The sequence below is a fragment of the Marivivens niveibacter genome (genome assembly GCF_002150005.2).
Classification (GTDB): Bacteria; Pseudomonadota; Alphaproteobacteria; order Rhodobacterales; family Rhodobacteraceae; genus Marivivens; species Marivivens niveibacter.
Genome location: NZ_MSPP01000003.1, coordinates 154001 through 169514, shown reverse-complemented (window position 1 = coordinate 169514; position 15514 = coordinate 154001). Strand labels below are relative to the sequence as shown.

The 15514-nt window shown below is 53.7% G+C and carries 12 protein-coding genes and 2 tRNA genes; 7 read left to right on the top strand and 7 right to left on the bottom strand.

Annotated features, from left to right (window positions below):
- Positions 1–141 precede the first annotated feature (141 nt).
- Positions 142–981 (top strand): tellurite resistance TerB family protein, encoded by an 840-nt coding sequence (locus BVC71_RS09510; protein WP_086451434.1) that lies wholly within the window; start codon positions 142–144, stop codon positions 979–981.
- Here the strand turns inward: BVC71_RS09510 and BVC71_RS09505 are convergent.
- Both BVC71_RS09505 and BVC71_RS09500 read right to left on the bottom strand, forming a co-directional pair.
- Positions 978–1628, bottom strand: a complete 651-nt coding sequence (locus BVC71_RS09505; RefSeq protein ID WP_086451433.1) for a GntR family transcriptional regulator — start codon at positions 1626–1628, stop codon at positions 978–980. The two genes, BVC71_RS09510 and BVC71_RS09505, sit on opposite strands and share 4 nt — an antisense overlap.
- A 30-nt stretch (positions 1629–1658) precedes the next feature.
- Positions 1659–2348 (bottom strand): M48 family metallopeptidase, encoded by a 690-nt coding sequence (locus BVC71_RS09500; RefSeq protein ID WP_086451432.1) that lies wholly within the window; start codon positions 2346–2348, stop codon positions 1659–1661.
- 106 nt (positions 2349–2454) lie between these two features.
- Between BVC71_RS09500 and BVC71_RS09495 the strand changes: the two genes are divergently transcribed.
- Both BVC71_RS09495 and BVC71_RS09490 read left to right on the top strand, forming a co-directional pair.
- A complete protein-coding gene (locus BVC71_RS09495) occupies positions 2455–2778 on the top strand; it encodes a TIGR02300 family protein (protein ID WP_086451818.1) in 324 nt (107 codons plus the stop codon).
- Positions 2779–2884: 106 nt separating this feature from the next.
- Positions 2885–2960, top strand: a tRNA-Ala gene (locus BVC71_RS09490).
- A 106-nt stretch (positions 2961–3066) separates the two neighbouring features.
- Here BVC71_RS09490 and BVC71_RS09485 read toward each other — a convergent pair.
- Positions 3067–4302, bottom strand: a complete 1236-nt coding sequence (locus BVC71_RS09485) for an Hsp70 family protein (protein WP_086451431.1) — start codon at positions 4300–4302, stop codon at positions 3067–3069.
- A 173-nt stretch (positions 4303–4475) separates the two neighbouring features.
- On the opposite strand from BVC71_RS09485, the gene BVC71_RS09480 reads away from it, so the two are divergent.
- Complete coding sequence (locus BVC71_RS09480) at positions 4476–5153, top strand: lysophospholipid acyltransferase family protein (RefSeq protein ID WP_086451430.1); 678 nt, start codon at positions 4476–4478, stop codon at positions 5151–5153.
- A 50-nt stretch (positions 5154–5203) separates the two neighbouring features.
- Here the strand turns inward: BVC71_RS09480 and katG are convergent, their stop codons facing one another.
- A complete protein-coding gene (gene katG, locus BVC71_RS09475; RefSeq protein ID WP_086451429.1) occupies positions 5204–7408 on the bottom strand; it encodes a catalase/peroxidase HPI in 2205 nt (734 codons plus the stop codon).
- 127 nt (positions 7409–7535) lie between these two features.
- Between katG and BVC71_RS09470 the strand changes: the two genes are divergently transcribed.
- Positions 7536–8429, top strand: coding sequence for a hydrogen peroxide-inducible genes activator (locus BVC71_RS09470; RefSeq protein WP_086451428.1), 894 nt, complete (start codon positions 7536–7538; stop codon positions 8427–8429).
- On the opposite strand, the gene BVC71_RS09465 is transcribed toward BVC71_RS09470, so the two are convergent.
- Complete coding sequence (locus tag BVC71_RS09465) at positions 8423–9211, bottom strand: HpcH/HpaI aldolase family protein (RefSeq protein ID WP_086451817.1); 789 nt, start codon at positions 9209–9211, stop codon at positions 8423–8425. The two genes, BVC71_RS09470 and BVC71_RS09465, sit on opposite strands and share 7 nt — an antisense overlap.
- Positions 9212–9419: 208 nt before the next feature.
- Between BVC71_RS09465 and BVC71_RS09460 the strand changes: the two genes are divergently transcribed.
- Positions 9420–10586 (top strand): nucleotide sugar dehydrogenase, encoded by a 1167-nt coding sequence (locus BVC71_RS09460; protein WP_086451427.1) that lies wholly within the window; start codon positions 9420–9422, stop codon positions 10584–10586.
- Positions 10587–10660: 74 nt separating this feature from the next.
- Here BVC71_RS09460 and BVC71_RS09455 read toward each other — a convergent pair whose 3' ends face one another.
- Together BVC71_RS09455 and BVC71_RS09450 are read right to left on the bottom strand one after the other, a co-directional pair.
- The gene (locus tag BVC71_RS09455; RefSeq protein WP_086451426.1) at positions 10661–13450 is read right to left on the bottom strand and encodes a bifunctional aconitate hydratase 2/2-methylisocitrate dehydratase; all 2790 of its coding nucleotides are present in this window, start codon (positions 13448–13450) and stop codon (positions 10661–10663) included.
- Positions 13451–13682: 232 nt separating this feature from the next.
- Positions 13683–13749 (bottom strand) — tRNA-Phe (locus BVC71_RS09450).
- Between the two features lie 156 nt (positions 13750–13905).
- Between BVC71_RS09450 and BVC71_RS09445 the strand changes: the two genes are divergently transcribed.
- Positions 13906–15270, top strand: a complete 1365-nt coding sequence (locus BVC71_RS09445; protein ID WP_086451425.1) for a tyrosine-type recombinase/integrase — start codon at positions 13906–13908, stop codon at positions 15268–15270.
- The last annotated feature ends 244 nt before the right edge of the window (positions 15271–15514 follow it).

Sequence of the window (15514 nt, the reverse complement as noted above, 5' to 3'; positions counted from 1 at the left end):
CCCAAAGGGCGGCCCTAAAAGCCGCCCTTTTTTGCGCCTGGGCGACAGGATTCGCCACAATTGCACGATGTTTCCCGACAGCTGCCCCATCAGCGCCATGTTTGGCCAGCAATTGGATAATGCAGGAATGAGGAAAAAGTTATGCGTTGTTTCGCAAAATCGTTAGCGCTTGTCGCTGCTGCGTGGTGTGTTTCGCCACAAACGGCACAAGCCGAGAGTGTTATCAGGTCAGCCCCAAAGCTGACGTATCTGGCACCAACGCCGCTGTCGGATGAAACCGGGGCCCCTTTGTCATTGTGCTATCTGGGGACGGCACGCAGCGCATTTGGCGTGGAAATCACGTATTCAGCAGACGCCTACGCGCTAGCGACAAATGAATGTGCTGCAACGGATTACACCATCCCAACAGCAGAACAATTCGCGCTATTCCAACAAACGGGCGATTTTCCTGCGGCACTACCTGCCGAACCTCAAACACCTTTTGCTTACCGCTTGCGTAACTATTCCGTCTTTGGCGCAATCGGCATCGTGGCGCTAATGGTACTTGCCATGATTATGCGTGCCTCGATGCGTCGCAGCCTCAAATCGACCGATAGCAACAGCGATAACACAGCCGTTCAGGTTTTGGCTGCCATGTGCTTTGTGACCACGGCAGACGGTCAGGACCATTCAAACGATATTTCTAAAATCTCGCAGACACTGGCAAAACTGACCGGCAAAAAATACAGCGCACAGCAAATTCAGGATATTCTGGATTACACACGCGACGATCCGACAGCCATTGATGCAATCGGTGCTGACCTGAATCAAAATGGTCGCGAACTGGTGCTAGAGGGCGCGCTAAGCGTTGCCACATTGAACGGCGAAATCAAAGCCGCTGAATACAACGCTGTGACCCAGATCGCGAAGATGCTGCAATTACCGGCGCAGGATTTCCGTGCGATCCTGTCGAAAATCGCGCAAACCCGCGCAACCGCCTAACCGCGTAGCATTTTCAAACCTTGGGTCACGTCAGCCCGTACAGCCAAACGCAAACCAGGTTCGTCCCCCGCCTTTAGGGCGCTAAGGATCAGTTTATGGTGGGGCGGCGGTTCTTTGCGGTTTAGGCGTCCATACAAGGCCCGCATCGTCGGTCCCAGCTGCAACCAAACCGTTTCCGCCATAGCAAGGATCGCTGGCGCCTGTGCGCGCAGATACAGCGTGCGGTGAAATTCAAGGTTCATCTTGATATAACCAGACGCGTCATGGCGTGCGACCATTTGGCTGACGCCGCTGTTGATCGTTTCTAGACGTTCGATCAGGGCAAAGTGTGCACGGGGCAAAGCACGGCTGGCCAATTCAGGTTCTAACAACGCACGCAGCGCGGCCAATTCTTCGATACGATCGTTAGACAGCTCTGGCGTGGACACGCGGCCCGACGACGACAAAAACAATGCGCCTTCGGCGACCAAACGGCGCACAGCTTCGCGGGCTGGGGTCATGGATACGCCGAACTCTTTGCCAATCCCCCGTAGCGTCAACGATTGCCCCGGCAGGATCTCTCCGTGCATGACTTGAGTTCGAAGGGCGCGATAAACCCGTTCATGGGCCGCGCCTGACTGTTCGGATGGGCGTTGGGGCGTAATCATATCCCTATGTGATCACATCAATCACCGCCGTCAATCGAAACGAATGCGATGCAATGCCCCACCGTGATCACGAAGCCACCTGCGGGCCGTTTCAAAGTCGGGGTACAGGCTATGAACAACATCCCAAAAAGCGGCGGAATGATTCATTTCGATCAAATGAGCGACCTCATGCGCCGCGACATAATCCAGAATATGCGGCGGTGCCATGATCAGCCGCCAGCTATACATCAAATCACCGCGCGACGTGCATGACCCCCATCTGGATCTGGTATCGCGCAGCGTAATACGCCCATAGCCGCGGCCCAGCATCGCCGCATATTTATCCGACGCCGTCGCCAGCGCATCACGCGCATGGGTTTTCAAAAACCCCTGAACACGCGCAGCAACCCGATCAGGATCATTGGGTACCATCAAACGGTCATCAGCAACTTCAACCCGACGTTTGTCATGCGCCGTGATTGCATACTCTGTCCCGCCAAAGGGAATCACCTGCCCGATCGCAACAAAACGTTCGCCCTCTAGCCCCGATAGATGGTCGCGCACCCAATTTTCGCGATCGCGCAGAAACGCCATCGCCTCTCTTTCAGGCACAGGATTTGGCAGAGTCATCGTCACACGACCGTCCAAACGGGAAATTCGCAGGCTTAAACGGCGTGCACGGGGCGATCTGCGTAAACTGACCTCAATCGGGGGGTTGCCACCCAGAACAAGACGTCCCATATGCTTTTTCCTAGAATTCGTGTGTCAAAGGCTTTGACACGTCTAATTGCTTATGGCAGGTGGCATCATTCCACCGCAAGAGCGTGACAAGTTTAAGGGGATGACTATGCCCAAAGAAGAATGGGGTACAAAACGTGTTTGCCCGACGACCGGCAAACGTTTTTATGACCTGAACAAAGATCCGATCGTCAGCCCATACACCGGCGAAATCGTGAACATCGAGTCGTCCAAGACCCGCACCATGGTAGCGGACGCCGAAGACGCACAGACCAAGAAACTGAAAGCTTCGGACGAAGAAGACGATCTGATCCTGGACGATGATGACGAAGACGTTGATCTGGGTGATGATGTACTGGACGAAGACGACGATGATAACGTGTCGTTCGACGATCTGGGCGACGTTGCAGCCAACGACGACGACGATAACTAATTTTTCTGGCTCGGGCGATTTTGGTCTTGCACCCGTCCGAGCCCGATTATAAAGAACCGGAACAGCGACGGGAACGCCGCTGCCCATGGCGGAAACGCCAAAACGTGGGGCCTTAGCTCAGCTGGGAGAGCGCCTGCATGGCATGCAGGAGGTCAGCGGTTCGATCCCGCTAGGCTCCACCAAATTTCCCTTAAAATCTGCTTTGAACCTCGTGTCGTCAATCTGTGGCCCCGTAGCGCGCTGAACATATTTGCGCCCATGCCACACGACCCGCCTAGAACACGACGCTTACGCAGCTGCGGCAATCGCCAGCCCGTCAACCACGGCTGTAAATGCGTTGGTTTCGATGATTTTCGCCTGCGGTATCACGGCTAGTGCTTCGTCTTGGACAAACTGCATCAGGCTAGATCCACCAACCAAGACCACATACCCGACCTGTTGTGGCGCGACTTGCGCCTTCATCAGTGTCTCGTACATCGCGGCGCGTAAATCGTCACGGTATCCGGATAGGGCTGCATTCATTGACCCTGCGCTGACAGGTGCCGCCAGTGATTTTTCAACGACGCCTAAATCAATCGCAGCGGCCCCTACGCCCGAGTTTGCGGCGATTTTCCCGCGTTCGACGGCAAATGCCACATCGTGCCCCAGCCGATCCTGAATGACCGCAGACAGACGGTTCAGCTTCTCTGGCTCGACGGCATGTTTGACCAGATCGTCAACCATGCGTTCCGTTTCACGGGTATATAGGAATGGGATCATCGCCCAGTTGGACAGGTCGCCATAGATCGCGCGAGGTACAGGCAGTAACCCATCGCCCAACGTACGGCGTAGTTCGCCGCCCAAGCCAAACAACGGCATTGCATGAGCAAGGGACACCGTTTGATCGAAATCCGTTCCGCCCAAGCGGATACCATGACTCGCAATAACCGATGGGCCGGTATCTGCATTTCGAAAGACGGTAAAATCCGATGTACCGCCGCCGATATCGACGATTACCCCGACCGCTTGATCGGTCACCTGTGCCGCGCTGGCAATTGCTGCCGCTTCGGGTTCGAAAAGAAACTCTACCGTTTGGAAACCAGCCGCCAGATAACAGTCGCGCAAATCCTGTTCGGCGCGCGCGTCGCGGTCTGGATCGTGGTGGAACCGTACAGGCCGCCCCGATACGACACGATCGAATTCGTGGCCCGCGCGCTGGATTGCACCATTGCGCAATCGCACTAAAAACTGCGTCACAATGTCGGCAAGCGTCTGGCGTTTACCGCCAATCAACCGTTTTTCGTGGAACAAAGACGTGCCCAAGACTGACTTTAGGGCGCGCATATATCTGCCTTCTTCACCTTCGATCAGGGATGTCGCTGCGGCCCGCCCGATCTGCATGTCCCCGCTGTCGGGGAAAAACACAGCCGTAGGCAATGTGTCCTGATCACCATCAAAGTGGACCCGTACAATTTGCCCATCGCGGACAAAGGCAGCGGCGGAATTGGATGTACCAAAATCAATTCCTAAACTTGTCATCGTCATATCCCCGCCCGTCTGTGAAGCAAAATCAAGGACCGCGACCTACCGCACCCGACCAATAGCTGCAACAGTTTCAATTATGACCAAAGTCTTGCGCTATTCACCTTGATTGGATTGCACGCATTGGTATCAAACAGCCAAAACAAACACCCAACACTGTTACGTCTGGTCCCCGTATGAACCTACGCAAAAAGATCGAAAATTCAGCCATCATCAACGCTGCCGTCAGCGGTGCCTTGACGCTGTATTTGCGATTTTGCTTTGCCACAACACGATGGGATATTCGCGGCGGCGAAGGGTTTCGCCAGTCCGTCACCGAAGGTCCGACCATTTTGGTCATGTGGCACTGCGCCATCCTGATGGCTCCTGCACATGTTGCCAATCAAAAGGTGAAACTGGTTACCCTGCGCGATCCGTCACCTGCGGGAAATCTATCGGCAGGGGTTCAATCGCGATTTGGGCTCTCGCCTATTTCGATGTCGGCCAAAGACACCAATTTAACCGCATCCCGCAAGGTGCTGCGCCACCTACGGGCCCGCGGATCAATGGGATTGACCGCGGATGGCCCAACAGGCCCGGCACGTCAGTTGAAACCGGCACCGTTGGATTGGGCGCGGCGGTCGGGCGCAAAGGTGTACACCTTTGGTTTTTCGACCAAACGGCACCGCATTTTGGGGACATGGGATAAAATGGTCCTGCCTCTCCCGTTCACCAGCGGGGCTGCGCTGTTTCTTGAATGGGACCATGCATTAGCCAAAGACGCTGATGACACCCAACGCGCGGCTGACAGTGCCGCGTTAGAGACGGCATTAACGTCGGTTCAGGACACAGCCGTACAGATCGCCAGCACATAAAAAATGGGGCCGCGCCGAAGCGCGACCCCCACCCCATCCTACGGGTGTCTTTATTTCAGATCGAAACGATCCAATTCCATGACTTTGGTCCAAGCCGCGACGAAGTCGGCAACGAATTTCGCTTCGTTGTCGTCCTGAGCATAGACCTCTGCCAGTGCGCGCAGCTGAGAGTTAGCGCCGAACACCAAATCAGCACGGGTCGCAGTCCATTTCACATCACCAGTGGCGCGATCGCGGCCTTCGTACAGCATGTCTTCTTCGACGGCCTTCCAAACGGTGCCCATGTCCAGCACGTTTACAAAGAAATCGTTGGTCAACTGACCCACACGATCTGTGAAGATACCATGCTTTGTGTCGCCATAATTAGCGCCCATTGCACGCAGACCACCGACAAGAACGGTCATTTCAGGCGCTGTCAGGGTCAACAGTTGCGCTTTGTCGACCAGCAGTTCCTCTGCCGTTGTTGCGAACTGTTGGCTTAGATAGTTACGGAAACCATCTGCCATCGGCTCTAGCGGTTCAAAGGATTCAGCGTCGGTTTGTTCGGCGCTTGCATCCATACGGCCAGGAGTGAACGGAACCTCGATATCGTGGCCCGCGTCCTTTGCGGCTTTTTCGACAGCTGCAGAACCTGCCAGAACGATCAAGTCAGCCAGCGATACCTTTTTACCGCCTTGTTCAAAGTCGGCTTTGATGCCTTCCAGAACGTCCAGAACTTTGGCCAGCTGCGCCGGTTCGTTTGCTTCCCAGTTAACTTGTGGTTCGAGACGCACACGTGCACCGTTTGCACCGCCGCGCAGGTCCGACCCGCGGAAGGTCGATGCCGACGCCCAAGCAGCCAGAACCAGCTCACGTACCGACAGGTCAGACGACAGGATTTTCGCCTTTAGGTCTGCGATTTCGGCTGCGTTAACAACTTCGTGGTCGCACGCTGGAATTGGATCCATCCAGATCAGTTCTTCGTCTGGCACCTCGGAACCCAGATAGCAGACTTTCGGGCCCATATCGCGGTGGGTCAGCTTGAACCAAGCGCGAGCAAATGCGTCCGCGAATTCATCTGGGTTGTCCAAATAGCGGCGTGCAATCGGTTCGTAGATCGGGTCGAATTTCAGCGACATATCCGCAGTCGTCATCATCGGACGATGCTTTTTCGACGGATCATGAGCGTCAACGACCATATCTTCGTCTTCGCAATCAATTGGGTGCCACTGGTGCGCGCCTGCTGGCGATTTGCACAGTTCCCAATCGTATTTGAACAGCACTTTCAGGTACCCCATATCCCAAGTCGTTGGGTTTGGTTTCCACGCACCTTCGATGCCCGAACCAATGGTATCACCACCAATGCCTGTGCCGTGGGCCGATGCCCAACCCAGACCCATTTGTTCCATCGGCGCAGCCTCTGGGTCTGGGCCAACCAAAGCCGCATCACCAGCGCCGTGCGATTTACCAAAGGTGTGACCACCAGCAACCAGAGCAACGGTTTCTTCGTCGTTCATCGCCATACGGCCAAAGGTTTCACGCACGTCGCGGCCCGAAGCCACAGGATCAGGGTTACCGTCTGGGCCTTCTGGATTCACATAGATCAGACCCATCTGCACAGCAGCCAGTGGGTTTTCCAGATCGCGGTCGCCCGAATAACGGCTGTTGTCTTTGTCAGATGTCGCCAGCCATTCGCCTTCCGGGCCCCAATAGATGTCGGTTTCTGGTTCCCATTGGTCTGGACGTCCGCCGCCAAAACCAAAGGTTTTGAAACCCATGGTTTCCAGCGCAACGTTACCTGTTAGGATGAACAGGTCTGCCCAGCTAAGTTTGTTGCCGTATTTCTGTTTGATCGGCCACAGCAGGCGGCGGGATTTATCGATGTTGACGTTGTCAGGCCACGAGTTCAGTGGCGCAAAGCGCTGCGTGCCCGAACGCGAACCGCCGCGGCCGTCAGCGGTACGATACGTACCGGCAGAGTGCCAAGCCATACGGATGAACATCGGGCCGTAGTGGCCGTAGTCTGCTGGCCACCAGACTTGGCTGTCGGTCATCAGGGCGCGCAGGTCTTCTTTGACCGCTTCCAGATCCAGCTTTTTGAACTCATCGGCATAGTTAAAATCAGCACCTAGCGGGTTACCAGCCACAGGGTTCTGGTGCAGAACCTGTAGGTTCAACTGGTTCGGCCACCAATCGCGGTTACCGCGTGCTTTGTTGCTAACGTTTGGCACTGGGCCATGCATGACTGGGCATTTGCCCACGTTGTTACCATCCATTGGTCTCTCCCTCTGGGTTCGCAGTCGCGGGGGTGCGCTGCGGCCTAATTTCATTCTGGAATCAATCTAACCCTAGGCGTTAATAATTTTAATTTGTATTTTCTGATAAGATATATAAGTAAAAATAATGGATAACATCACACTCCGACAATTACGTTACTTTGATGCCGTCGCACGCCTGGGGCATTTTGGACATGCCGCCGATGCTTGCGCGATCACGCAGCCCGCGCTGTCCATGCAAATCAAGGAATTAGAGGCAACTGTTGGCGCACCGTTGTTTGAACGGACAACGCGCAACATTCGCCTGACGACCTTTGGCGAAGAATACGTTAAACGCGTCCGCGATATCCTACGCGCCGTCGATGAATTAGGCGACTTTGCGCGAACCGCTGCGACGGGCATCGCAGGGCCACTTCGGATCGGGGTGATTCCGACTGTCGCGCCGTACCTGCTGCCCAGCCTAATGCGGCAGATTGATACGGTATTTCCCAGTCTGACGGTCCACATCCGCGAAACAATCACACCGCGCCTGATCGAAGAGCTAACCGCTGGCCGAATCGACACCGCGATTGTGGCGCTACCCGTTTCGGAAACCCAATTCGAAGAGGTGCCCCTGTTCACCGAAGATTTCGTTTTGGTTCGGCCCGAAAACGATGCGAACAAACCCGTTCCATCGGCTGAAATCCTGCGGGAAATGCGTCTGCTGTTACTAGAAGAAGGCCACTGTTTTCGCGATCAGGCGCTATCGTTTTGTTCGATGCCATCCGTCCGCCCACGTGAAGTGATGGACGGCAGTTCGCTGTCCACTTTGGTCCAAATGGTCGGCGCAGGCATGGGGGTTACCCTGATACCAGAAATGGCTGTGCCCGTGGAAACGCGATCCGCGTCTGTCGCCGTTTCACATTTTCCAGATCCCCAACCGCGCCGAACAATCGGGATGATCTGGCGTAAAACAAGCCCACTGTCTGATCATTTACGCCAGATTTCGGATGTCGTCAGGTCGTGCCGGCAGGATCAATAACGTCCAGCCGCCCCAGCAGATTGGCCCGTCAGTTTTTCCAATTCTGCCCGCGCACCATCAATGATAAGCGATACATCATTGATACCCGCCACTAAACGGAAACCACGGCGTTCCAATTCATCCCAGTCCCGACCGGGACCGCGCACGGTAGCCAGAGGTTTGCCATGTTTTTTCGCGATGGTTTCGACCTGATCCAGCACAGGCAAGAACGCTGGATCGTCCATACGCTCCAGATACCCTGCCGAGGCGGCTAGATCGTTTGGCCCGATAAAGATCGCATCGACACCGTCAATCGCCGCAATCTGTTCTAGATCAGCGACCGCATCAACATGTTCACATTGCACCATAATTACGACCTCTTCAGAGGCGTTTTCACGGGCATAGTTAGGCGTCGCGCCCCAATTGGAACCACGCACGATCGGCGCGGCATAGCCGCGATGGCCGCGAGATGGGTAATGGAATGCGGATACGATGCGGCGCGCTTCCTCGGCCGAATTTACCATCGGCACGATGAAATTACGAAATCCCCGATCCAATGCTTGTTTGATTACGGTGTCAGACCCTTCGGGTAGACGTAAAACCACTGTCCCGCCTGCGGCTTCGACTGCGCGGGATACATGGACCCAATCCTCTAAACCGCCGCGCCCATGTTCGCCGTCGATCACGATGACATCCCAACCGTGGCGCACCATGATTTCAGCTGTGTCAGGGCTGCCCAATTCGGACCACGCTGCTGCGATCATCTTGGGCTCTGCTAAACGAGTTTTGAACGGATTGTTCATGTCATCACCTAAAAATAGGCCCTTCAGCATTTTACCTTAGGGCAACGTTGCATCTGCGATAGGTTTGAAAACCAAAAGATGCAATTGCGGTCTTTGAAAATCGATCCGGATACAACAGTTTGGCGTTATCCGCTTTACCTCCTACGTCTCGCAACGCTAATTTAAAGTGATTTTGCGGTCTTTGCGCCCGTCGACCAAGGTTATTAAAATGAAAATTGCAGTTGCAGGATTGGGCTATGTGGGCCTGTCTAACGCCGTCCTTTTGGCCCAGCACAACGATGTGACCGCCGTAGACATATCTGATGAACGTGTGTCGATGGTCAACAAAGGTATTGCGCCGATTGTGGATGCAGAACTGTCGGAGTTTCTGAAAAACCGCGAATTGACGCTGACAGCGACGACCGATGGCGCTGCTGCCTATTCCGACGCGGAATTTGTGATCGTCGCCACCCCGACCAACTATGACACTGTCAGCAACTACTTTGATACTTCGAGCGTCGAGGCGGTGATTGATCAGGTCTTGGCCGTGAATGACACAGCCGCAATCGTTGTAAAATCGACAATCCCAGTCGGCTTTATCGACCGTATCCGCGCAGAAAAAGACACCGATCGCATTCTGTTTTCACCAGAATTCCTGCGCGAAGGACGCGCGCTGTACGACAACCTGCACCCCAGCCGCATCATCGTTGGGGAACAATCAGATCGTGCCCGCACGTTTGCCGATCTGTTGCTGCAGGGCGCTGAAGAAACCAATGTCGAAGTTCTATTCACTGACCCGTCAGAGGCCGAAGCGATTAAGCTGTTTGCCAACACCTATCTTGCGATGCGGGTCGCGTTCTTTAACGAATTGGACAGCTATGCCCTTTCGCGCGGCATGGACAGTCGCCAGATCATCAACGGCGTGAGCCTAGATCCGCGGATCGGGTCACATTACAACAACCCGTCATTCGGCTACGGCGGTTACTGCCTACCCAAAGATACCAAACAGCTGCTGGCGAACTATTCCGAGGTTCCGCAGAACCTTATCGCGGCCATCGTGGACGCAAACCGTACACGCAAGGATTATCTGGCAGACCAGATCATTGCACGCGCACCAAAACAGGTCGGCGTTTACCGTTTGGTTATGAAAGCTGGATCTGACAATTTCCGCCAGTCATCGATCCAAGGCATCATGAAACGCATCAAGGCCAAAGGCATCAGCGTTGTCGTCTACGAACCCGTGCTTGAGGATGATGATTTCTTTGGCTCGCGCGTTGAACGCGATCTGGACGTGTTCAAATCGCAATGTGACGTGATTATCGCGAACCGCATGACCGATGACATCAGCGACGTAGCCGACAAAATCTTTACCCGCGATCTATTCGGTGCGGACTAAATAAAAAGGACCCCGAAATTGGGGTCCTTTTCAATAAGCAAAGGCGCCGATCATCCGACCGGCGCCTTTTGTGATTAGAAGTGTGCCGACTGCGTGGTCGCAGGTTTTGCCAGAGGCGGCGCGAATTTGGTCAGGTTGATGCCTTCAATCGCCTGTTTGTATTCGCTGATGGTTGGCGTACGGCCCAGAATTGCGGACAGAACCACAACTGGGGTCGATGCCAGCAGAGATTCACCTTTCTTCTCGGCGCTGTCCTCTACCACGCGGCCTTGGAACAGGCGGGTCGAGGTTGCCAGAACGGTGTCACCTTTTGCTGCTTTTTCCTGGTTACCCATGCACAGGTTACAGCCCGGACGCTCGAGGTACATGATGTTCTCGTATTCGGTGCGTGCTTGCGCTTTGGGGAACAGATCGTCGAACTCAAAGCCCGAATACTTCTGCAGGATGTCCCAGTCACCTTCGGCCTTCAGTTCGTCGATGATGTTGTAGGTCGGAGCTGCAACAACCAGCGGCGCGTTGAATTTCACTTCGCCGTTTGCTGCCTCTAGGTTTTTCAACATCTGAGCAACGATTTTCATGTCGCCTTTGTGAACCATGCACGAACCGACAAAGCCCAAATCGACCTTTTTCTCGCCACCGTAGTAGGAGATTGGGCGAATGGTGTCGTGGGTGTAACGCTTGGACACGTCTTCGTTGTTCACGTCAGGGTCAGCGATCATTGGTTCGTCGATGGCGTCCAGATCAACAACGACTTCGGCGTAGTATTTCGCATTGTCATCAGGGGTCAGGGCAGGTTTTGCGCCCGATTTGATTTCTGCGATACGCGCGTCTGCTTTGTCGATCAGGCCCTGTAGGGTTTTGGCTTCGTTATCCATACCCTTGTCGATCATCACCTGAATACGGTCTTTCGCCAGTTCCAGCGATCCGATCAGGGTTTCATCGTTGGAAATACAGATCGAAGCTTTCGCCTTCATCTCTGCGGTCCAGTCGGTAAAGGTGAACGCTTGGTCCGCCAGCAGGGTGCCGATGTGAACTTCGATGATGCGGCCTTGGAATACGTTGTCGCCGTGCTGTTTCAGCATCTGCGATTGGGTCGCGTGTACCACGTCACGGAAATCCATGTGGTCTTTCATTTCACCTTTAAAAGTGACTTTGACCGATTCAGGGATTGGCATGGTGGCTTCGCCAGTTGCCAGCGCCAGCGCAACAGTACCCGAGTCAGCACCGAATGCGACGCCTTTGGACATACGGGTGTGGCTGTCGCCGCCGATGATGATGTCCCAGTCGCTGACAGTGATGTCATTCAGCACTTTGTGAATAACGTCGGTCATCGAATGGTATTCACCTTTCGGGTCACGCGCGGTGATCAGGCCGAAATCGTTCATGAACTTCATCAGTTTCGGGATGTTAGCCTGAGCCTTTTTGTCCCAAACGGATGCCGTGTGACAGCCCGACTGATACGCACCATCGACCAGCGGCGAAATGGTGGTTGCCGCCATCGCCTCTAGTTCTTGCGACGTCATCAGACCAGTGGTGTCCTGCGAACCAACGATGTTTACTTTGACGCGAACGTCGGAACCTGCGTGCAGCGGGTCTTTGGAGGTGACGCCAACAGCGTTGCGGTTAAAGATTTTTTCAACTGCGGTCAGGCCCTGATCAGGTTTGCTGATCTCTTTGGCTGGTGCGAACACTGGGGTTGCCTCAACGCCCAAAGTTTCCGCCGCGAATGTCTGCAGTTTCTTACCGAATACAACGGCATAGGAACCGCCGGCTTTCATGAATTCCACTTTTTGCGGAGTGAAAGCACCCGAAACGTCAACCAGCTCTTCGCCAGTGTCGCTCAGCAGTTTCTTTTCTTTGGTGTTGATTTTCAGAACTGTACCGGTTTCGACCGAATATTTCTGCTCCAGAACAGGGCTGTCGTCGTTGTTCAGGATCGGCTTGCCGTCTGCGTCGACTTTCTTGACCCAGTTTTTCAGGTCCAGACCAATACCACCGGTCACGCCAACAGTGGTCAGGAAGATCGGCGAAATGCCGTTTGTGCCAGCAACAACTGGTGCGATGTTCACGAATGGAACGTATGGGCTGGCTTGTTTACCGGTCCACAGCGCCACGTTATTCACGCCGGACATACGGGACGAACCAACGCCCATGGTGCCTTTTTCAGCGATCAGCATAACGCGTTTGGTTGGGTGCTGTTTTTGCAGCTCTTGGATTTCGGCCTGCGCTTCTGGCGTGATCATGCATTTGCCGTGCAGTTCACGGTCCGAACGCGAGTGCGCCTGATTACCTGGCGACAAAAGGTCGGTCGAGATATCGCCTTCGGCAGCGATGTAAGTCACGACTTCGATTTCTTCTTCGACGTCTGGCAGTTTGGTAAAGAATTCCGCCTTGGCGTAGCTCTCCAGAATGTCTTTGGCGACTGCGTTGCCTGCTTTGAACGCTTCACCCAGACGAGCCATGTCAGCGTCGTACAGGAACACTTGGGTTTTCAGAACGTCAGCAGCCTGACCCGCGATTGAAGCGTCATCGCCCAGCGCCAGATCCAGCAGAACAGCAACCGAAGGGCCGCCTTTCATGTGCGACAGCAGCTCGAATGCGAACTCTGGAGTGATTTCAGCAACGGTTACTTCGCCCAGAATGATTTCTTTCAGGAACGCTGCTTTCACGCCTGCGGCGCTCGTGGTGCCTGGCAGGGTGTTGTAGATCAGAAACTGCAGCGAATCTGCGCGGTGTTCGTTTGCTTCGTCTTTGATCTGCGCGATCAACTCAGCAACCAGTGCGCCATCGTCGATCGGCTTTGGGTGCAGACCTTCGCCTTTGCGCGTTTCGATCTCGTTCAAGTAATCAGCGTATAAGCTCATGATTGTCCCGTCGGCTATATGTTTAAGTAGCTAGAGCGCCGGGTGTCAGAAGCTTCTGGCGAGTCCGGGAAAGCTCATTGTATGCCGCAGTATACCAAAAGGCACCCACATGCAAGTTCACTTAAGCTATTAAGGCCTTTGACAGGTTTTGTCATCACATACAGACGCGACGCAAAACCGCACGACACAGCGATGGCGCAGATCAGATCATAGATTTCAATTGTAGAAAAAGTGGTGCCCAGGGGCGGAATCGAACCACCGACACGAGGATTTTCAATCCACTGCTCTACCCCTGAGCAAATCCCAATAATACTTGATCAATATCAAAAATAGTGATTTAAAATCAGTTAGATAAATAACTACCAACTCGCGCAGGCACATGCAGGAGGACGCAGGCGCCCGCACCCAATAGAAGCAATTTTGTAACCCCAGCGTAACCCCAGCGTAACCCCAGAATGCCCACACTTAAAATTACCAACTCTTTTCTACAGAAAGTTAAGCCCTCTAACTCGCGGCAGGAAATCAAGGACACAATCACCACAGGATTGATCGCTCGAATATCACCAAGTGGAGCAATCAGCTTTGCCACAAGGGTCCGAGACAATCAGGGAAAAACAAGAACCATCACCATAGGGAAATATCCAAGCCTATCCCTACAAGACGCACGGATAAAAGCCGGCGAAATTTACAAGCAGCTGAAGGAAGGCGTCGATATCAACGGTGAAAAGCGAGCCTTGAGAGAACAGACGAGCCAAGCAGAAAGCTCCCCCTCACTTCGCGATATTATTTCTGAATACAAAAACGGCCCAGGAAAACGTTTGAAAATTTGGCAACCCGCCGGCCCCAAGACTGAACTCGCCCAAGCCGAACGTGTCTTAAGTCGTGTTTTTAAAGATCTTCTAGATACACCAGTATCGAAAATAACAGCAGAGGCCTTAGCTGACGCTATGTCTAGCTACGTTCCAGCAAACGCCAGCTCCGCGAAGACTTCAGCCAATGGGCAAGTGTCTAAAGCACGAGCTTACTTGTCACCAGTTTTTGATTGGGTCGCCGGACGAGGAAGGTTTTCTAAAATTGGTGCAGCACGAAGACCCCAAATTGAAGTTGCCGCCGTTCAAACGACCCACGATCCCGCCAACTCAGACCCTTCCATAGAAGGAGTGCGCTCCAGAGTTTTGAACGACCAAGAACTGCGCAGCATTCTCCCCTTACTTCGATATCCGGCTCCACAAATTGGAAACAACTCAATTCAACCTGAAAACGACTACAGGCCGATTGCACTGCGCTTCATGTTGATGACAGCCGCGAGACGTGAGGAGGTTTGCAAGATGACTTGGAGCCAAGTCGACAAGGACAATTCCATTTGGCGGAAACCATCCGTAAAGGCGACCAAAGGCGGCCCGAGAGGCCAAGATCTCCCACTCCCTTCGGCCATCATAAACTTACTCAAATCACTTCCCGGATGGGAAACGGCGAAACCGACCGATTTTGTTTTCCCAAATAGCACTGGCAAAGGTCCTCTGGGAAACTGGGATCGTTTTCAAACAGCCCTGAATAAACAAACGGGTGTTCATAATTGGCACCGCCACGACCTTAGAAGGACCGCTGGCACATTAATGCGCGAAATTGGGCAACCGCTTGCAGTGATCGAAACCATCCTTGATCACGCAACCCCTCTCCGAAGCGAAGGCGGGAGCGACACTGCTGGCGTGTATATTTTGACCAATACGAAAATATTGGAGAGCTCGGAAAATCCACAAGCAACGGCACTCGCTCGATTAGCCGAAGCCCTAGACCAAATAGAGGCCCAAGGTAAATAAACACTAACTTATTGATTTAAAATAACTATTGACTCAAAAAATCAGCTTTGTAGCTTTTCATAGAACACAAATAGAAAGGCTACAAATGCCCCCCAAGGACTCCGATAACAACCGCCAAATCGGCATGACATTTAACATGCCTGCTCATTGGCACCGTTCTTTCAAGGCTTACGCTGCTCAGTCAGGCCTCAGCATGCGTGACTTTTTGTTCTTATGCTTTGAAACGCAAAAATCTGTAGATCAA